We start from the raw sequence: 19,593 nt of genomic DNA on the forward strand, positions 1-19,593 counted from the left end.
ATCGACAAACCTCCGCCCATCAACCCCAGCCGTCGGAAATCAACCATCTCACCTGACCAGATGGAGCTCCGCTATGCCTGAATTTCCCCGGACACCCCTGCCGCAAGCGGGGCGAGGTAAAAAGAAAAGCGGCGCGAGCCCTGTTGGATCGCGCCGCATTCTTGGATCAGGTTGCGCCGGCCTTCTGCGCGTATTCCCATGACGCCTGCGACAGCGGCACGGTGCGCTTGGCCGACTCGAGGGCCTTGGCATTCGCCGCGGTGCCGTCGCGAACCCGGCCCGCGATGCCCTGCGTGATGCCGGCAAGGCGGAACAGGTTGTAGGAGAAATACCAGTTCAGGTCCGGCACCGGGATGCCGGTCACGTCGCAATAGATCTGCGCCGCTTCATCCTGGCTCGGAATGTTCAATGCCTTGAGGTCGGCATTGACGAGGCCCGGCATGGTCCACTGCATCAACAGGTAGGTGAAGTCGGCCATGGGATCGCCGAGCGTCGACAATTCCCAGTCGAGCACCGCCTGCACCCGCGGCTCGGTGGCGTGGAAGATCATGTTGTCGAGGCGATAGTCGCCATGCACGATCGAGACGCGCTTCTGCTCCGGAACGGTTTTCGGCAGCCACTCGGCGAGCTTCTCGAATTCGGGAATGTGCTGCGTTTCGGAGGCGCGGTACTGCTTGGTCCAGCGATCGACCTGTCGCGCAAAATAATTGCCGGGCTTGCCGAAATCGCCGAGGCCGATCGCCTCGGGATTGAACAGATGAAGCTTGGCCAGCGTCTCGATCTTGCTGGCGAAGATCTTTCGGCGCGCGTCGGGCTCCTGGGTCGGCAGCGTCGGGTCCCAGAACACCCGCCCCTCTTCCATCGACATGATGTAGAAGGCCGAGCCGATCACCGCATCGTCGGTGCACAGGGCGTAGGCTTTCGCGACCGGGAAATTCTGCTTGCCAAGCGCCGCGATCACGCGGAACTCGCGATCGACCGCATGCGCCGACGGCAACAATTTACCGAACGGCTTGCGCCGCATCACATAGTTGCGGCCGGGGGTCTCGAGCTTGTAGGTCGGGTTGGACTGGCCACCCTTGAACTGCAGGACCGTGAGCGGCCCCTGATAGCCTTCGACGTGTTCCCTCATCCAGGCGTCGAGACTGGCCTCGTTGATACGATGGCGCTCCTCGACTTCCCTTGTGCCGGAAAATTCTTCGTCTTTCCTGACGCCGTCCGCCACGATGACGCTCCCTCAACTCGATTTTTCAAGGAGCGCGTCGGGGCGCTCCCTCAATCAGGCTGGCACGCCAGCCTGATCTCTCTTTTTCATTCTGAGCACGATGTGCGCGCGAACGCCATGCGTTCCGCATCATGCTCAGTGCGACGTGTTTGCATACTTCCGAAGTTCAAGTCTGGCAATGGCGCGATTGTGCACCTCGTCCGGACCGTCGGCGAGACGGAGCGTGCGGATGTGGGCATAGGCGCGGGCGAGGCCTGCGTCGTCGGAGACGCCGCCGCCGCCAAAGGCCTGAATCGCCTGGTCGATGATCTTCAGCGCCATGTTGGGAGCTGCGACCTTGATCATCGCGATCTCGGCCTGCGCGGTCTTGTTGCCGACCTTGTCCATCATGTCGGCGGCCTTGAGGCAGAGCAGACGGTTCATCTCGATGTCGGTGCGGGCATCGCCGATGCGCTGCTCCCAGACCGAATGCTCGATGATCTTCTTGCCGAACGCGGTGCGCGAGGCGAGCCGCTTCACCATCTTCTCCAGCGCCTCCTCGGCCTGGCCGATGGTGCGCATGCAGTGATGGATGCGGCCCGGACCGAGACGGCCCTGGGCGATCTCGAAGCCGCGGCCTTCGCCGAGCAGGATGTTTTCCTTCGGCACGCGGACGTTCTCGAGCAGCACCTGGGCGTGGCCGTGCGGCGCATCGTCGAAGCCGAACACCGGCAGCATCTTCTCGACCTTGATGCCGGGGGTATCGAGCGGCACCAGGATCTGCGACTGCTGCTGATGCTTGGCGGCGTTGAAGTCGGTCTTGCCCATCAGGATCGCGATCTTGCAACGAGGATCGCCGACGCCCGACGACCACCATTTGCGGCCGTTGATGACGTAGTGATCGCCGTCCTTCTCGATCCGAGTCTCGATGTTGGTGGCGTCGGACGAAGCGACCGCCGGCTCGGTCATCAGGAAGGCGGAGCGGATCTCGCCGTCCATCAGCGGGCGCAGCCATTTGCGCTTCTGCTCCTTGGTGCCGTAGCGGATGAACACTTCCATGTTGCCGGTATCGGGAGCGGAGCAGTTGAACACTTCCGAAGCCCAGGAGATGCGACCCATCTCTTCCGACAGCAGCGCGTATTCGAGATTGGTCAATCCCGCGCCGTGGAATTCATCGTCCTCATGCGAGGACGGCGGCATGAACATATTCCAGAGGCCTTCGGCCTTCGCCTTCTTCTTCAGATCCTCGAGGATCGGGATCACCTTCCAGCGCGGGCCCTCGGCATCCTGCTTGTCGTAGATCGGCACGGCGGGCCGAACGTGCGTTTTCATGAAGGCCTGAACGCGCTCCAGCCACTCCTTCTGCTTGGGCGACATCGTGAAATCCATGGGACGCTCCTCGTTTCCTAGACTTGGGCCACTCACTTGGGCCGTGAACCTGGGCCGCAGCCATTTGTCGACATTGTTGACCCCGCCTCCGCGGCTCGCAAGGGCGTTCGCGGAAGGGCGGCGTTGGCGTGCCAGAATGCTGCCCCGCGATCCGCGGATTGACATTTCCGACCGTTCAAACGATAGTTTCATACAAATGTTTGAAATGCAACCTCGCGTTCGTCATTCCGGGGCAGCCCGCAGAGCTGAACCCGGAATCCGGAAATTGTGGAGCGAGATTCCGGGTTCGATGCTGCGCATCGCCCCGGAATGACCGGAGGCTCTCAGCCATGGCCAGCGACCAGACCCGATCAGCCATTCTCGCCGCCGCCGAGCGTCTCTATGCCGACCGCGGCTTCGGCGACGTCACGCTGCGCGACATCGTCGCGGAGGCGAACGTCAACCTCGCTGCGGTGAACTATCATTTCGGCTCCAAGGACGAATTGATCGCGGAGCTGTTTGTCACCCGCAGCATCCAGACCAACCGCGAGCGCCTCAACGAACTGCGGGCGGCGGAGGAAAAAGGCGGCGGCCGCGCCGCGATCGAGGACATCATGCGCGCTCTCGTCGGCCCCACCCTGCGCGGCTGCCTCGGGCCGGATCGCGAGGGCTCGACCGCGGCGCGGTTCATGATCCGCGCCTCGATCGAATCCGTGCCGCCGATCCGCCGCATCAAGAATCGCGAGGTCGATCACCTGCGCAAGTTCGCCGCGGCGATGCGCCGCGCGATGCCGGCCAGCAGCGACACCGAGCTCTATTGGGGCCTGCACTTCGCGCTCGCGATGGCGCACCACACCATCCGCGAGAAGGAACGCCTGCTGCGGCTGTCGGAAGGCAAATGCGATCTCGACGACGTCCGCGGCATCATCGATCGCGTGGTCACGGTCTCGGTGATGGCGCTGACGATGGGCGACGTGCCGAGCAAGCCGGCGCCGCGACCGGTCGCGATGCACGGGCGGCTGACGCGGCAGGATTTGTGAAGCGAGGGCGCCGCTGCGGCGCCCTGCCCTTACACCATCGCGATGCAGTCGATCTCGACGTCGAACGGCCCGGTCCATTCCGGGATGCAGACGAAGATCCGCGCCGGCGGCTGGTGCGGGAAGTACCTTGCATAGACTGCATTGAAGGTTGTGAAGTGCTTTGCCGAAGTGCAGAACACGTTGCACTTCATCACATTGTCGAGCGTGGCGCCGGCCGCCTCGAGGCATTGCTTGAGCTGCTCCATGACCAGCTCGCTTTGCCGCTCGATCGACGCGCCGGCGGCGAACTCGCCGGTCGCGGGATCGAACGGCGGCAGGCCGGAGACGAACACCATGTTGCCGGCCCGGGTCACCGGCGATGCCGGCGCCTTCCAGCGCTCCAGCCAAATCGAGATCGGTTCGACGCGGACCACTTCCCGTTTCATGATTGGCACCTTCGATGAGGATCGATGGCGCCAACCTAGCAGGCGGATGTCAATGATGCTTCGATGCTGGTCGAAGTGTTGTTGCGGAATGACGACCCTGGTCCCGTCACCCTGAGGAGCGCGCCCTTGCGCGCGTCTCGAAGGGTCGACGGCCACCAGCGGGGCCGTTCATCCTTCGAGGCTCGCAAGAGCTCGCACCTCAGGATGACGGAGAAACTCCACCGCCCGCGGCCTCGAAGTCAGCGCCTACAGAATCCCCTGCGCCTTCAGTCCCTCGACCTTGGCGTCGTCATAGCCGATGGTCGCCAGCACGTCCTTGGTGTCGGCCCCTAACAGCGGCGGGGCGCGGTACTCGGTGATCGGCGTGCCCGAGAAGGTCAGCGCGTTGCGGATCAGCGACAGGTTCGGCTCGAACGGATGGTCGACCTCGACCCGCATGCCGCGCGACTGCACGTGGGGATCGCTGAACACCTGCTCGAAATTGTTGATCGGGCCGGACGGCACGCCGGCCTCCTCGAGCTTCTCCAGCCAGTAGGCCACCGGATGCTTCAGGAACAGCCCGGCGAAGATCGCCATGATCTCCTTGCCGTGCACGACGCGGTCGTTGTTCTTGACGAAGCGCTTGTCGTTCGCGAGCTCGGGCTCGCCGAGCACGGCGCAGGTGCGCTGGAACTGGCCGTCATTGCCGACCACCAGCATCAGCTCGCCATCAGTGCAGCGGAACACGCCGGCCGGCATGCCGCCATTGCCCCAGGTGCCGCGGCGCGGCGGGGTCTTGCCATTGACGAGGTAAATCTGCAGCCAGTGCGACAGCGATGCGATCACCGTGTCGAACAGGCAGACGTCGATGTGCTGCCCTTCCCCGTTGTTGGCGTCGCGATGGTAGAGCGCCGAGAGGATGCCGATCGAGGTGTTCATGCCGGTCATGTAGTCGACGATCGAGGGGCCGACCTTCATCGGGCCCTCGCCCGGCTCGCCGTCGATATGGCCGGTGACGCTCATCAGGCCGCCCATCGCCTGCAGGATCGCATCATAGCCCGCGCGCGGCGCGTAAGGTCCGGTCTGGCCGAAACCCGTCACCGAGCAATAGATGATACCGGGGTTGAGCTGCTTGATGGTCTCGTAGTCGAGACCGTAACGCTTGAGGTCGCCGACCTTGTAGTTCTCCATCATCACGTCGGCCGTCTTGGCGAGCTCGCGGATGATCGCCTGCCCTTCCGGCTTGGCGATGTTGACGGTGACCGACTTCTTGTTGCGGTTGGCGCAGAGGTAGAACGAGTTGTTGTTGTTCTGCTTGCCTTCGGGATCGGTGAGATAGGGCGGGCCGAAGGCGCGGGCATCGTCGCCGCCGCCGGGCCGCTCGATCTTGATCACCTCGGCGCCGAGATCCGCCAGCATCTGGGCCGACAGCGGGCCCGCGAGCACCCGCGTCAGGTCGAGAATCTTGATGCCCGAGAGTGGCAGAGCCGACATGAACCTTCCTCCAAATCTTGCGATATCTTGATTGTGTCGCACCGGGCCGCGTCCTGCCCGTGTCTTGAGCGCGCCAGAGCCTGCCGATACACCATTTTGGTGTCGCGAGCACTGCATTGTCGGCATGTAGCCATCCGCAGACGGCCTATGTACGACGCACCGGGGCAGCCCCGGGGGGAACCAGCTGCGAGAATCGGGCGATTGCCGCCACGCGAAATTGTGAAGATGACCGACACCCATTTGCCTCAGCGTCAGCGGTATTTTGCCGCGACGAGGAGGAAAACATGCGGACGATCACGACGGTCGGGCTGCTGCTGACGCTGCTTGCGGCCGCGATGCCGCCGGTCGGCGCGCGCGGCGGCCACGGCCATGGCGGCGGGCACGCGATGCACGGCATGCACTTGGGCGGCGCCACTGGCGCCGGCAGTTTTGCCGACGACAAGCGCCACGGCAACGACCCCTACACCAAGGCGGCCTCCGACGAAGAGGACCGCCTGCTCAACAGCAAGCTGAAGAGCATCTGCCGCGGCTGCTAGGACGACGTCCAGCGAAGCCGCGCCAGGATCGCGCGGCCCATGATCCAGTCCTTGTCGCTTTCGCTGAGGAACGGAAGCTCCTCGGTGAATTGCGTCACGCGCTGCCGGTAAGTGGCCCGGGCGAATGAGTTGGTTAGATCGGTCCCCCAGTGGCAGCGCTCCGGGCCGTAGGCGTCGAACAGGCGGTGGATGTGCGGGATCACGTCGCGGAATGGATATCGCTCAGTCGAAATCAGCGGGACCGACGACAACTTCACCGATACATTCGCATATTTTGCGAGCGCGGCCGCCTGGACGATAGCCTCCGGCACCATGTTGTTTTCCGATGAGCCGGGACGAGGGCGAAGTCCCGCGCCGACGCCCATGTGATCGATGATGAGCGTAAGTTGCGGGTGCCGCTCGGCGATGCGGGCGAACAGCGACGTCTGCCCCTCAGTGAGAAACATTACCGGCAGGCGGGCCTTCTCCGCCGCCGGCCAGAACCAGTCCGCGGTTCCGTCTGTCAGCCACGCCGCTTCGCCAGGGCCGACGTTCAACCTCACGCCCAGTACGCCGGGCTGGTCGCGCCAAGTCGCAAGCCGTGCCGCGCGGTCGGGCTTGTCGAGGGCGACACGCGCCATGATGGCGAAGCGGCCCGGGTACCGTCTGACTGCCTCCTGGGCATAATCGATGCGCTCACCTTCAAGCGACACTGGCGGAACGATGACAACGCGATCGATGCCAGCCTCGTCCATCAGTGGAATGACACGCTCGATGGTGAAGGGCTCCGGGAGCTGCGGCTTGGCACCGGGGAGCCAGGGTCTCTCCGGAGTGCTTGCCGGCCACAGGTGAACCTGCGAATCGACGATCACTCGTTTTTGCTGCGCGACTGCTACAGTGGCGCGTTGCATTGACAGCGCGACACCGGTCGCGACGGCGCCGGTCAGAAGATGACGGCGTGAAGGCATGTAATGTCCTTCCTGTTCTATGGCTTTGGTCACGACATGATGGTGATCGGCACGGCGCGCCTCAGCAGGGGTAACCGCAAACTGGCTCGCAATATTGAAGATCACATCAGGAAATTGCGGCCGTAGAAATAGGGCTCACGGTCAATTTGCGCCGCAGCAATCTTGAATCGCGCATTTCTCGGCTGGGCCCTGGCGCGGCGACCTACGACGCGATCGCCTGCCGCGGCTGCGCGGTGGCGCCGATCAGCTTGCCGATCTCGGGCTTGCAGCCGCCGCAATTGGTGCCGGCCTTCAGACAGCGGCCGATCGCATCGACGCTGTCGGCGCCCTTTTTGATCTCGGCGGTGATCTGGTGCCGTCCGACGCTGAAACAGGAGCAGACGATCGGGCCGACATCCTCGCCCGCGCCGAACGGCCTTCCCGCGAGCAGCGACATCCGCGCATTGGCCGACAATTGCTGCTCGGCGAACAGCCCGGTCAGCCAGGCCCGCGACGGCAGCGCGTGATCGGGCGCGATGAACACGCAGCCCTCGAGCCGGCCGTCGCGCACCGCCGCGTAGCGGAAGCGTCCCGCCGCCGGATCGCGATAGGCGATCCACTCGATCTCGACACCTTCGAGGCCGAGCTGCGCCCTCGCCCAGTCGCGCCAGCTCTCCGGGCGAGTGTCGAGCGCGAGCTCCAGCCGCGTGCAATCGCCGGCCTTGCCATAGACCCAATAGCCGCTTGCCGGACGCCTGATCGCGTCGCGGCTCAGGATGAAGGCGTGCCATTTCGGCGTATAGGGATCGGCCTTGACCGGCGTGTGCTTGGACTCCGGCTGGCCGGACACTGGATCTGTCGCCGGATTGACCAGCGCGTTGACGCGCCCCTCGCCGGCGAACTCCGCGTTCCAGTGCATCGGCACGAACACGCAGCCGCGGCGCTGGTCGGCGCTGACCACGACGCGCGCGATCATCTCGCCCCAGCTGCTGGTCAGCCGCACCAATCCCTCGTTTTGCAGCCCGGCCTGCCGCGCATCCTCGGGGTGAAACTCGGCATAGGGCTCGAACACATGCGCCAGCAGCCGGCCGGTTTTGCCGGTCCGGGTCATGGTGTGCCACTGATCGCGCACGCGGCCGGTGTTGAGCACCAGGGGAAAGTCGCGGCTGGTGGCGTGGCGCGCCGCGCGCGGCGCCACCGGTACGAAGCGCGCCTTGCGGTCCGGCGTGAAGAATTGCTGGCTCTCGAACATCCGCGACGTTCCGGCCGGATGGTCCGACGTCACCGGCCACTGCACCGGCGCCAGCGCGTCATAGGCGGTATCGTCCAGCGCCGCCAGCGCCGAGATGTCGAAATCGCGCCGGCCGCTATTCTCGAAGCCGGACAGTTCGGCGTGCTCGCGGAACACCTCGGCCACCGAGGCATAGTCGAAGCCGGAATATCCCATGCGACTGGCGACGTCGCAGATGATGCTCCAGTCGGCGCGCGCCTCGCCCGGCGCTGCGAGAAACGGCCGCTGCCGCGAGATCCGGCGCTCGGAATTGGTGACGGTGCCGTCCTTCTCGCCCCACGCCAGCGCCGGCAGCAGCACGTCGGCATGGCGCGTGGTGTCGGTGTCGCGCATGCAATCCGTCACCACGACGAGCTCGCAGGCGTCGAGCGCGGCGCGCGCGCGATCGGCATCCGGCAGGCTCACCACCGGATTGGTCGAGATGATCCACACCGCCTTGATGCGGCCGTCGGCGATCGCGTCGAACATGTCGACCGCTTTCAGCCCGGCCTTCTCCGCGATCACTGGCGCACGCCAGAACCGCTGCACCAGCTCGCGATGCGCGGGATTCTCGATCTCCATATGCGCGGCGAGCTGGTTGGCGAGCCCGCCGACCTCGCGGCCGCCCATCGCGTTGGGCTGGCCGGTCAGCGAGAACGGCCCCATGCCGGGACGGCCGATGCGTCCAGTCAAGAGATGGCAATTGATGATGGCGTTGACCTTGTCGACGCCGCTCGACGACTGGTTGATGCCTTGCGAATACAGCGTGACGACGCGCTCGGTGCGCGTGAACCAGTCGAAGAACAGCCCGACCGCGCCTTCGGTCAGGCCGCAGGTCGCCGCGGTCTGCGCCACGGTCTGGCCGCCGACCTGCTTCAGCGCGTCGACCACACCCGTCGTGCAATTGCCGACAAAGCCGCGGTCGACCGCGTTGCTGCCGGCGAGAAAGGCGAACAGGCCGTTGAACAGCACGGAATCGCTGCCCGAGCGCAGCGGCAGATGCAGATCGGCGCCCTCGCAGGTCGCGGTGCTGCGCGGATCGATCACCACGATCTTGCAGGCCGGATTCTTCTCCTTCGCCGCCAGCATGCGCTGGTGCAGGATCGGATGGCACCAGGCGGCGTTGGAGCCCACCAGCACGAGTAAGTCCGCCTGCTCGAGATCCTCATAGCAGCCCGGCACGGTGTCGCTGCCGAACGCGCGCTTGTGCCCCGCGACGCTGGAGGCCATGCACAGCCGCGAATTGGTGTCGATATTGGCGGTGCCGACGAAGCCCTTGGCGAGCTTGTTGATGACGTAATAGTCCTCGGTCAGCAGCTGGCCGGAAACATAGAACGCGACCGCGTCGGGCCCGTGCTCGCGTATGATCCTGCTAAAGCCATCGGCGACGCGATCGAGCGCGTCGTCCCATGACGCCGGCGCGCCGTCCACCATCGGCTCGAGCAGACGCCCGTCGAGATCGATGGTCTCGGCGAGCGCCGAGCCCTTGCTGCAGAGCCGGCCGAAATTGGCCGGATGCTGCCTGTCGCCCTCGACGGTGACGGCACCGGCCGCGTCCTTCGACGCGATGACGCCACAGCCGACACCGCAATAGGGACACGTGGTCTTGACGGACATTGCGTGACCGCTCAGCTCACCGCGGCCGGCTGCCGCACCGACAGCCAGACAACGCCGTTCTCGACCTTGGCCGGATGGGTATGGGTGCAGCCTTCGTCGGGCGCGACGGCCTGCCCGCTCGCCAGTTCGATGACGAAGTTATGCAGCGGACAGGTCACGCGCTTGTTGTGCACGATGCCCTGCGACAGCGGCCCGCCCTTGTGCGGGCAGCGGTCGTCGAGCGCGAACACCTCGTCGCTCTCGGTCCGGAACACTGCGATGTTGCCGCCCGGCGTGCGCACCACGCGCGAGCCGAGCCGCGGAATGTCGGTCAATGCGCCGATTTCGATCCACTGAGTCATGCGAGCTCCAATTCGGCGAGAGGCGCGAACTCGTTGCGGTCGACGCCGCGGCTGGCACGCTCGGCCCACGGATCGGTCTGCGCGAACTGCTGCGAATAGGCAAAGCGAGCGAACAGCGCCTTGCGGTTCGCAACGTCGTCGACCACCCGCTTCCTGATCTGCTCGAGACCAACGCGGTCACACCATTTGTACATGCGCTCCAGATACCAGCCCTCCTCGCGGTAGAGCTGGGTCAGCGCCACGATCACCTCGAGGCATTCGTCCTCGGTCTCGACCTTGGTCAGGAACTCGGTGCCCTTGATGTGCAGTCCGGCGGCACCGGCGAAATGGATCTCGTAACCGGAATCGACGCAGACCACGCCGACGTCCTTGCAGGTCGCTTCCGCGCAGTTGCGCGGGCAGCCGGAGACGCCGAGCTTGACCTTGGCCGGCGTCCACGAGCCCCACATGAACTTCTCGAGCTTGACGCCGAGGCCGGTGGAATCCTGGGTGCCGAAGCGACACCATTCGGAGCCGACGCAGGTCTTCACCGTGCGCAGGCCCTTGGCGTAGGCGTGGCCCGACACCAAGCCGGCGTCGTTGAGGTCGGCCCACACCGCCGGCAGGTCCTCCTTCTTGACGCCGAGCAGGTCGATGCGCTGGCCGCCGGTGACCTTCACCGTCGGGATGTTGAACTTCTCGGCGACGTCGGCGATCGCGCGCAGCTCGCTCGGCGTCGTGACGCCGCCCCACATCCGCGGCACGACCGAATAGGTGCCGTCCTTCTGGATGTTGGCGTGGACGCGCTCGTTGATGAAGCGCGACTGCTGATCGTCGCGATATTCGCCGGGCCAGGTCGCGAGCAGATAGTAATTCAGCGCCGGACGGCAGGAGTGGCAGCCGTTCAGGGTCTTCCACTCCATGAAGCGCATGACCGCGGGAATGGTCTTGAGCTGCTGCTCGACGATCACGCGGCGAACGTCGTCGTGGCTGTGATCGGTGCATTTGCACAGCGGCTTGACCTTCGGCGCCGCCGAATAGTCGCCGCCGAGCGTGAACGCCAGCACCTGCTCGACAAGGCCGGTGCAGGAGCCGCAGGACGACGATGCCTTGGTATGGGCGCGGACGTCGTCGAGCGTGAACAGCTTCTTCTCGCTGATCGCCTTGACGATGGCACCTTTGCAGACGCCGTTGCAGCCGCAGATCTCGGTCTCGTCGCTCATCGCGGCAACCGAGCTCTGGCCGCTGACGCCGCCATCGCCGAGATTGGCGGCGCCGAACACCAGGCGCTCGCGCATATGCGAGACGTCGGTGCCGTCACGCAGGTGCTGGAAGTACCAGGGGCCGTCGATGGTGTCGCCATAGAGCACGGCGCCGACGATCTTCTTGTCCTTCAGGATGATGCGCTTGTAGACGCCGCGGTTGGCGTCCTGCAGCACGATCTCCTCCTTGTCCGGCCCCGGCGCGAAGTCGCCGGCGGAGAACAGGTCGATGCCGGTGACCTTCAGCTTGGTCGAGGTGACCGAGCCGTCATAGGTGGCAAACCCCTTCATCGCGAGGTGGTTGGCGCAGACCTTGGCCTGGTCGAACAGCGGCGCGACGAGACCGTAGGTCTGGCGGCGGTGCTGCACGCACTCGCCGACCGCGTAGATGCGGCCGTCATAGGTCTGCATGGTGTCGGAAACGACGATGCCGCGCTCGCAGTAGAGCCCGGCCTTCTTGGCGAGCTCAAAATTCGGACGGATGCCGACCGCCATCACCACGAGATCGGCCGGCAGCTCGGTGCCGTCGCCGAACCGCACGCCGGTGACGCGGTCCTCGCCCAGGATGGCCTGGGTCTGCGCCGGCATCTTGAACACCATGCCGCGCTCTTCCAGCGACTTGCGCAACAGGCCGCCGGCCACCGGATCGAGCTGACGCTCCATCAGCGTGTCGAGCAGATGCACGACCGTGACGTTCATGCCGCGCTTCATCAGCCCATTGGCGGCCTCGAGGCCCAACAGGCCGCCGCCGATCACCACCGCGTTGCGATAGTCGGTCGAGGCCTTGATCATGCGATCGACGTCATAGATGTCGCGGAAGCCGATCACGCCCGGCAGGTCCTTGCCCGGCAGCGGCAGCATGATCGGGTTTGAGCCCGTCGCGATCAAGAGGCGGTCATAGGGCACCCGCTCGCCGGCCTCGGTGACGACTTCGCAGGTCCGGCGATCGATCATGGTGATCGTCTCGCCCTTGCGCAGCGTGATGTTGTTGTCCTCGTACCAGTCGACGGTGTTGAGCATGATGTCGTCGACGGTCTTCTCGCCGGCGAGCACCGGCGACAGCAGGATGCGGTTGTAATTGCCGTAGGGCTCGGAGCCGAACACCGTGATGTCGTAGAGATCGGGCGCGCGCTCCAGCAGCGCCTCGACCGTCCGGATGCCGGCCATCCCGTTGCCGATCACCACGAGCTTCTGCTTGGTCACTTTGTCGAGCATGGTCTGCCTTTCAATTCCGACGGCGCTGCGCAGCGACGCGGCGTGCGTCGTTGATGGGCACCGATAAAGGTTTGGAGTTGTAGGAAGCCCAGCCGCGGGCGCAGACCGTCTTCGATGACGACCGATGTTCCGTTGTTGATTGATATTCAAAACGCGTGCCAACTCGCGGCGGGCAAATCCGGCCGCAAAATCAAGAGGTTTCCGGCCGATCAAAATCCACCGGTCCGCGCGCCGCGCCGACAGCCGGCCGAAATTTTAGCCACGCCGATGATCTCTTGTGCATCACAGCATCGCCGGCCGCGATGCGATCGCGAAATCGCATTTGATGCGCGATCGCAGGGACTTGGCGCATCGCACAAAAAAGCACCAGCATGCACGTTTGCGCGGCGGCACTTGCCGTAAGCCACGCCACGCGCGGCGGCGGAACGCTGTTCGCGATTGCGCGGCAACGTCTTGCGACTGCACGGCAAAGCGACACGACCTGATCGATGGCACGGTAATTGCTGACCCCAGCTGTTGACGGAGTGCGTCTCAACGACGAGCGCACTCCCATTCACCAACATTCCATTTGTCTGCGCCTGAGATGGCCGCGCTTTCGCGGCTGCCTCCGCCGCATCAACGCGAGATGCTTGCGATGAAGCTAGCCGAGTTCAAGAAGGCAGGTCACTGGCCGACACTGCTTGCCGCGTTCCTGTACTTCGACATCAGTTTCATGGCGTGGGTCGCGCTCGGACCGCTGATCGTCTACATCGCGCGAGACATGAATCTGGCCGTGAACGAGAAGTTCACCCTGGTCGCCATTCCCGTGCTGGCCGGCGCGCTGCTGCGCGTGCCGATGGGCATTCTCGCCGACATCATCGGCGCCAAGCGCACCGGCATCATCGCCCAGCTCGTCGTGATCGCCGCGACTGCTGCGGTGTGGCACTTCGGGCTGACCAGCAAGCTCGCGATCGAGCTGTTCGGGCTTGCGCTCGGCGTCGGCGGCGCCTCGTTCGCCGTCGCCCTGCCCCAGGCGAGCCGCTGGTATCCGCCGCAATATCAGGGCGTGGTGATGGGGATTGCCGGTGCCGGCAATATGGGCGTCGTGCTCGACACGCTGCTCGCGCCGACCATTGCCGAGCATTGGGGCTGGCAGGCCGTGTTCGGCTGCCTGCTTATTCCCATGCTGATGGTGCTCGCCTATTACGCGGTCGCAGCCAAGGACGCGCCGGGCGAGCGCAAGAAGGTCTCGCTGCAGGCCTACGGCGCACTGCTGAAGGATTCCGACAGCCGCTGGTTCATGTTCTTCTACTTCATCACCTTCGGCGGCTTCGTCGGCCTCGCCAACGCGCTGCCGCTCTATTTCACCGTGCAGTATCATGTCTCCGGCGTCGCGGCGGGCATGCTGGTCGCGCTGATCGTCGCGTTCGGCTCGGGATTCCGTCCCGTCGGCGGCATGATCGCCGACCGGATCGGCGGCATCCGTTCGCTGTCGATCCTGTTCGGTGTTGTGGTCGCGGCCTATCTCGTCATTGCCTTCATGCCGGAGGGCCCGACGGCGCCGACGCAGGCCGGTTGGGCGTTGACCGAACTGCCGCGCATCGCCTGGATCTCGGTGCTGCTGTTCTCGATCGGCGTGCTGGCGCTCGGCATGGGCAACGGCGCGGTATTCCAGCTGATCCCGCTGCGCTTCCGTCACGAGATCGGCCTGATGACCGGGCTGGTCGGTTGCGCCGGCGGCGTCGGCGGCTTCTTCCTCGCCCAGACGCTCGGCGCCGCCAAGGGCATGACCGGCGGCTTCGGCGCCGGCTTCCTGTTCTTCGGCGGGCTGGCGTTGCTTGGCTTCATCGGACTTGCCATGGTCAAGGTTCGCTGGCGCACCACCTGGGGCGCGGTATCGGGAGCGCGCGTCTGAGGACTCCGCTCCGCAACGTGACGGGGCTCGGACGTGGCGAACGGTTCGCAACGGGACTTGGGGGTGCGCGTCGGCTTCGCCAGCGAGACCGGCAAGCGCGCCGCCAATGAGGACTATGTCGCGGCCTGCTTGGGCCAGCCGGGCACGCTGCATCGCGACGTGGTTGCCGCGGTCGCCGACGGCGTCGGCGGCCACAAGGGCGGACGCGAGGCCGCGGAGGTCGCGGTCCGCAGCTTCATCGACGCCTATTATTCGTTGCCCGAGACGCTCGGCGTCCGCCGCCGCGCCGCGCGGGCGCTGGAAGCCGCCAACAGCTGGATCCACGGCCAGGGCCGCGTCGATGCCGCGCGCAGCGGCATGGCCTGCGCGTTCTCCTCGATCATCCTGTCACGGCGGCAATGCCATGTGATCCATATCGGCGACACCCGTGCCTATCGCCTGAGCGACGGCCGGCTGGAACGCCTGACGCAGGACCATATCGCCGGCCGCGGCGACCTCGCCCACATGCTAAGCCGCGCCATCGGTTTCGAGGAGTTCGCCCGCTTCGACTACACGTCCCTCGGGCTCCGGCAGCATGATCGCCTGCTGATCTGCAGCGACGGGGTTCACGGCGCGCTCGGCGATTTGCGTCTCCAGCAATTGCTGGAGGAACGCACGCCGCCCGACGAGTCCGCGCGCAGCATCGTCGACGCCGCCCTCGCGGCCGGCAGCAGCGACAACACGACCGCGCTGGTGCTCGACGTCGTCGACCTGCCGCCGGCGGACCGCGACGACCTTACCCACGCGATCGCGACGCTGCCGATCCTCGATTTGCCGGTGACCGGCGATACGATCGACGATTTCAGCCTCGGCGACGTCTTGTCCGACGGGCGCTACAGCCGCCTGTTCAAGGCGATCGACAAGCGCGCCAGCCGCGAAGTGGTGCTGAAGTTTCCCCATCCGCGGGTCGCGAGCGAAGGCTCCTACCGCCTCGCCTTCGTGCGCGAGGCCTGGGTCGCCGCGCGTGTGCGCAGCCTCTGGATCGGCGAAATCATCGAGGTGCCGGCGGAGCGGCAGACCAGGCTCTATTCGGCGATGCCGCTCTACGAGGGCGAAACGCTCGAGCAACGGCTTGGTCGCGCGCCGCGGCTGTCGCTCACCGACGGCATCGCGATCGCAACCAAGCTGGTGCGTGCGGCCACCGCGCTGCACCGCGCCGGCATCATCCATCGCGACATCAAGCCGGACAACGTGATCCTGCTGAAGGACGGCGGGTTGCGCCTTGTCGATCTCGGCGTCGCGCGGGTGCCGCTCTTGGAGGATTTTCCCGCCGAGGACATTCCGGGCACCGCGAGCTACATGGCGCCCGAACTGTTCGGCGGCAAGGCCGGCGACGAGGCCTCCGACCTGTTCGCGCTCGGCGTCACGGTCTACCGCATGTTCACCGCGAACTATCCGTTCGGCGAGATCGAGCCGTTCTCGCGGCCGCGCTTCGGCAAGCCCGCGCCGCTGTCGCGCTACCGGCCGGATCTGCCGGCCTGGCTCGACGCGGTGATCGGCAAGGCGCTCAGCGTCGACCCGGCACAACGCTTCGGCGATGCCATCGAATTCGCACACGAACTGGAAAACGGCGCGACCTGGGCCGGCCCCGCCGTCACCACCCGCAAATCGCTGCACGACCGCGATCCCGTGACCTTCTGGAAGGTGCTGTGCGCGATCCTGGCCCTGATCGTCGTGGTGCTGCTGGCGCGGCATTAGACTAGCTCCGTCATGCCCGGCCTTGTGCCGGGCATCCACGTCTTCGCTGCAATCGCGTAAGAAAAGACGTGGATGGCCGGGACAAGCCCGGCCATGACGAAAAGAAAGAGAGTCATTTTAGATCAGTTAGGCAGCTGAAATTTGGCTATTTCAGTTTGCAGCTCAGGACCCGGCGCGGCGGATCGTGATGCGGGTCTCGTCGGTCATGTCCTTGAGCTCCTTGTTCGGCTCGCGGTAGAGATGGCGCTCGATCTCGACCGTGCGGCCGTCGATCGTCTTGGTGCATTTCTCGTCGACAAATACGCCGCCGACCTCCTGCTTGTCGGCGCCCGGCTGTGCCTTGGAACAGGTCCAGCCGTCCTCGCCATAGCGCGACCTCGCCTGCAGGCCGAGCAGGAAGGCCTTCTTGCGCAGATAGAGCCGCGCCTTCGGATCGGTCTCGATCATCAGCGCCGCGATCTTGGCGTCCTTGTCGATCATGACGGTGAGGATCGCGGGATGGCCGCCGACCATGGTGCCTTCCCGCCCACTCTCGCGATCGTACTCGAAGCGGATGCCGCGCAGCTGGTCCCGTCCGGCCTGGCAAGCCTGCCATTGCGCCCAGTCAGCCAATCTGTGGGTCTTCTCGCCGACGCAAGTCAGGTTGATGTAGCCCGCGTCCGGCACGCTGCTGATCGCCATTCCGACGCTGATGTCGCGCAGGTCTCCCGCGGTCGCCATCGCCGGCACCGCTGCCATGACGGTGACAGCGAAGACCAAGCCACGGATTGCCGATCCTTGCTTGCTCATGGCTTTGCCTTCTCGCTCTGATCGGACGGCGCGGCGGCGTGGCCGGCCTCCTTGTAGATGTTGCAGACCCGCGAGCCATCGCCGAAGAACGCGATGCATTCATCGTAGGTCGGCTCGCCCTTGCCCTTGACGCGGGCGAGCACGTAGTCGGCGACGGCCTCGATCTCGTTCGGCCGCAGGAACACATTCGCTTCGGGCGGCATGCGGTCCGCGACGTCCTGCCGGGTCATCTCGTAGCATTTCGTGGTGTCGTAGGAGCCGCGCACGAAGAACGGCATGCCGGTGCCCGGCCGGCCGCACGTCACGGTCTCGATGATCTGCTCGCGGGTCAGCTCGGTCTTGCGCAGCGACAGCGCGTCGCCGCCATAGCCGCCGCCGCCATTGCCGTGCCATTTGTGGCAGCCGACGCAATTGCCGCGCTTGAACACCGCCTTGCCCGCATCGGTCGGATCGCTCGCCGACTGCGCTTGCGCGGTACCGATAAATCCCATCACCAGCGCGCAGCCGAGCCACGTGCCAACCAGCGATATTTTTTTCATTTGTCTTGTTTCTTGTCTTTTTTCTTGTCTTTCTCGGCCAAATCGACGCGGGAGGCCTCGGTGAGAGGCCTCCCGCGCTTGCGACGTCAAAGGGCGAACACGTAGAGCATCGAGCCCGGCTGCATCCGCTTCAGCTCGGGCGTGGCATCGATGAACCACTTGTCCCAGGCACCGCCGAGGCCGACCAGGATCGCGACATACTGCTTGCCGTCCACCGAGAACGTCATCGGAGGCGCATTGACGCCGCCGCCGGTGTTGAACTGCCAGAGCTGCTGCAGCGATTTCGCGTCGTAGGCGATCACCTCGCCGGACGGCTGTCCGGAGAACACGAGGTCGGGCGTCGCCAGGATGCCGCCGAGGTTCGGGAATTCGGTCTCCGCCTTCCCTGCCACCTTGCCGGTGGTGACGTCGATCGCGGTGACGCTGCCGGTGATCTTGACCGGCTGGCTCGGTCCGCCGCCCGTGAAGAACTCGCGCTTCTTCAACTTGTCCGGCGTCGTCTCCTCGACCGTGATCCGGTTGCAGCTCTCGATCACCGGGATGTACCAGAGCTTCAGGTTCGGATTATACGCGGTCGGCGGCCAGTTCTTGCCGCCCATGTTGCCGGGGCAGATGTCCGTCACCTTGTTGGTGCGGCTTGGCGTCACCGCCGCGTTGTAGCGCTGCACGCCCTGCTTCGGATCATACTCCACCGGCTTGCCGGATTCGGGGTCGAGACCCTTGGTCCAGGTCACCTTCTTGACGAACGGCAGACCCCAGATGAACTTGCCGCTGTTGCGGTCGATCGCGTAGGCAAAGCCGTTGCGGTCGGCCTCGAGCGCGAGCTTCTGCGTCGTGTTGTTCGGACCGGGGACGTCGACCAGCACGTTCTCCGCCACGCTGTCATAGTCGTAGGGATCGTTCGGCGTGTGCTGGTAGTGCCACTTGATCTTGCCGGTGTCGGCATCGAGACCAAGCGAGGAGTCGGTGTAGAGGTTGTCGCCGGGCCGATACTCGTTGTCCCAGTCCGGTCCGGGATTGCCGACGCCCCAGACGATGGTGTTGGTCGAGGGGTCGAAGCTGCCGGTGACCCAGGTCGATCCGCCGCCGCTCGCCTTGGCGTCCTTGTCGTCCTTCCAGGTCTCGTGACCCGCCTCGTCCTTGCCCGGGATCGTGTGGGTGCGCCACACTTCCTTCTGGCTCTTCAGGTCGGTCGCCGCGATCCAGCCGCGAATGCCGTATTCGGCGCCGGCCACGCCCGTGATCGCCATGTCCTTGACGATCAGCGGTGCGCCGGTGATCACCTCGCCCTTGTCGGGATCGGCGACCTGGCGCTGCCAGGCGACCTGCCCGGTCTCCTTGTTGGTCGCGATCAGGCGGCCGTCGAGCGTGTGCGAGACGACGAGGTTGCCCCACAATGCGACGCCGCGGTTGTCGACGCCGCAGCAGGCGACTGCGCCGGCCCAGTCATGGTCGGTCTTCGGATCCATCTTCCAGAGCAGCACGCCTTTGCCGCCATGCGCATCGATCTTGTAGACCGAACCCCAGCCGTCGGTGACGTACATGAAGCCGTTCTCGACGATCGGCGTCCCCTCCAGGCCGCCATGCGACCAGATTCCGCCGCCCTCGACGCCGCCGAGATGCATGGTCCAGGCGACCTTGAGGTTCTTGACGTTGTCCTTGTTGATATCGGCCAGCGACGAGAAGCGCGTCGCCGAATAGTTCTTGTGGTGGTGCAGCCAGTTGCCTGCTTCCTTGTCAGCATTGAGCAGACGGTCCTGGCCGACATCGTCGGCGAGCGCGAAAGAGCCCGCGAAGGTCGCTGCGGATGCTACTGCCGCGGCGAGGATATGCGACTTTACCCAATTCAACCTTGTCATGAGTTCATTTCCTCCGGATCTAGCATTCTTCATTGATCGAACCGCCCGTCACACACGGGCGATCACGCGAGAAGCCTTGAGTCCCGGCGCATGGCTGTGCACCACCCGCCGTCTTGTTG

At 65.2% G+C, this 19,593-nt stretch carries 16 protein-coding genes; 5 read left to right on the plus strand and 11 right to left on the minus strand.

What is annotated here, in order from left to right; translation table 11 throughout:
• Positions 1-166: 166 nt before the first annotated feature.
• Positions 167-1,225 carry a phosphotransferase family protein gene (locus tag ACZBJS_RS38145; RefSeq protein ID WP_092082388.1) on the minus strand — a complete coding sequence of 353 codons (1,059 nt, stop codon included), beginning with the start codon at positions 1,223-1,225 and terminating at the stop codon, positions 167-169.
• 135 nt (positions 1,226-1,360) lie between these two features.
• Positions 1,361-2,593 carry an acyl-CoA dehydrogenase family protein gene (locus ACZBJS_RS38150; RefSeq protein ID WP_168857056.1) on the minus strand — a complete coding sequence of 411 codons (1,233 nt, stop codon included), beginning with the start codon at positions 2,591-2,593 and terminating at the stop codon, positions 1,361-1,363.
• A gap of 329 nt (positions 2,594-2,922) precedes the next feature.
• On the opposite strand from ACZBJS_RS38150, the gene ACZBJS_RS38155 reads away from it, so the two are divergent.
• Complete coding sequence (locus ACZBJS_RS38155) at positions 2,923-3,612, plus strand: TetR/AcrR family transcriptional regulator (protein WP_057019566.1); 690 nt, start codon at positions 2,923-2,925, stop codon at positions 3,610-3,612.
• 29 nt (positions 3,613-3,641) lie between these two features.
• Here ACZBJS_RS38155 and ACZBJS_RS38160 read toward each other — a convergent pair whose 3' ends face one another.
• Together ACZBJS_RS38160 and ACZBJS_RS38165 are read right to left on the minus strand one after the other, a co-directional pair.
• Entirely contained in the window at positions 3,642-4,037 is a 396-nt protein-coding gene (locus tag ACZBJS_RS38160) for a RidA family protein (RefSeq protein WP_168857057.1), read from the minus strand.
• 246 nt (positions 4,038-4,283) lie between these two features.
• On the minus strand, positions 4,284-5,510 hold the full coding sequence (locus tag ACZBJS_RS38165) for a CaiB/BaiF CoA transferase family protein (protein ID WP_076831417.1): 1,227 nt from the start codon (positions 5,508-5,510) through the stop codon (positions 4,284-4,286).
• A gap of 284 nt (positions 5,511-5,794) precedes the next feature.
• Here ACZBJS_RS38165 and ACZBJS_RS38170 point away from each other — a divergent pair, with 284 nt between their 5' ends.
• Entirely contained in the window at positions 5,795-6,046 is a 252-nt protein-coding gene (locus ACZBJS_RS38170; RefSeq protein WP_076831419.1) for a hypothetical protein, read from the plus strand.
• On the opposite strand, the gene ACZBJS_RS38175 is transcribed toward ACZBJS_RS38170, so the two are convergent.
• The 4 genes from ACZBJS_RS38175 to nirB form a co-directional block, all read right to left on the minus strand.
• A complete protein-coding gene (locus ACZBJS_RS38175) occupies positions 6,043-7,098 on the minus strand; it encodes an amidohydrolase family protein (RefSeq protein WP_244558918.1) in 1,056 nt (351 codons plus the stop codon). The two genes, ACZBJS_RS38170 and ACZBJS_RS38175, sit on opposite strands and share 4 nt — an antisense overlap.
• Before the next feature lie 97 nt (positions 7,099-7,195).
• Positions 7,196-9,859, minus strand: a complete 2,664-nt coding sequence (locus tag ACZBJS_RS38180) for a nitrate reductase (protein WP_316397674.1) — start codon at positions 9,857-9,859, stop codon at positions 7,196-7,198.
• An 11-nt stretch (positions 9,860-9,870) separates the two neighbouring features.
• Positions 9,871-10,200, minus strand: coding sequence for a nitrite reductase small subunit NirD (gene nirD, locus ACZBJS_RS38185; RefSeq protein WP_076831426.1), 330 nt, complete (start codon positions 10,198-10,200; stop codon positions 9,871-9,873).
• Positions 10,197-12,656 carry a nitrite reductase large subunit NirB gene (nirB, locus tag ACZBJS_RS38190; protein WP_316397675.1) on the minus strand — a complete coding sequence of 820 codons (2,460 nt, stop codon included), beginning with the start codon at positions 12,654-12,656 and terminating at the stop codon, positions 10,197-10,199. The genes nirD and nirB overlap by 4 nt, the downstream gene beginning before the upstream one ends.
• 114 nt (positions 12,657-12,770) lie before the next feature.
• On the opposite strand from nirB, the gene ACZBJS_RS38195 reads away from it, so the two are divergent.
• From ACZBJS_RS38195 to ACZBJS_RS38205, 3 genes are all read left to right on the plus strand, one after another.
• Positions 12,771-13,058, plus strand: coding sequence for a hypothetical protein (locus ACZBJS_RS38195; RefSeq protein WP_316397676.1), 288 nt, complete (start codon positions 12,771-12,773; stop codon positions 13,056-13,058).
• A 232-nt stretch (positions 13,059-13,290) separates the two neighbouring features.
• Positions 13,291-14,550, plus strand: coding sequence for an MFS transporter (locus ACZBJS_RS38200; RefSeq protein ID WP_076831717.1), 1,260 nt, complete (start codon positions 13,291-13,293; stop codon positions 14,548-14,550).
• 63 nt (positions 14,551-14,613) lie between these two features.
• On the plus strand, positions 14,614-16,287 hold the full coding sequence (locus ACZBJS_RS38205; RefSeq protein WP_316397677.1) for a bifunctional protein-serine/threonine kinase/phosphatase: 1,674 nt from the start codon (positions 14,614-14,616) through the stop codon (positions 16,285-16,287).
• Positions 16,288-16,449: 162 nt separating this feature from the next.
• On the opposite strand, the gene ACZBJS_RS38210 is transcribed toward ACZBJS_RS38205, so the two are convergent.
• From ACZBJS_RS38210 to ACZBJS_RS38220, 3 genes are all read right to left on the minus strand, one after another.
• The gene (locus ACZBJS_RS38210; protein WP_253639608.1) at positions 16,450-17,076 is read right to left on the minus strand and encodes a hypothetical protein; all 627 of its coding nucleotides are present in this window, start codon (positions 17,074-17,076) and stop codon (positions 16,450-16,452) included.
• Positions 17,073-17,567, minus strand: coding sequence for a c-type cytochrome (locus tag ACZBJS_RS38215; protein ID WP_035631104.1), 495 nt, complete (start codon positions 17,565-17,567; stop codon positions 17,073-17,075). Before ACZBJS_RS38215 ends, ACZBJS_RS38210 begins: the two co-directional genes overlap by 4 nt.
• 134 nt (positions 17,568-17,701) lie before the next feature.
• Positions 17,702-19,474, minus strand: coding sequence for a PQQ-dependent dehydrogenase, methanol/ethanol family (locus tag ACZBJS_RS38220; protein WP_253639606.1), 1,773 nt, complete (start codon positions 19,472-19,474; stop codon positions 17,702-17,704).
• Between the last annotated feature and the right edge of the window lie 119 nt (positions 19,475-19,593).

It is taken from the genome of Bradyrhizobium sp. KZN70725 (assembly GCF_055264925.1).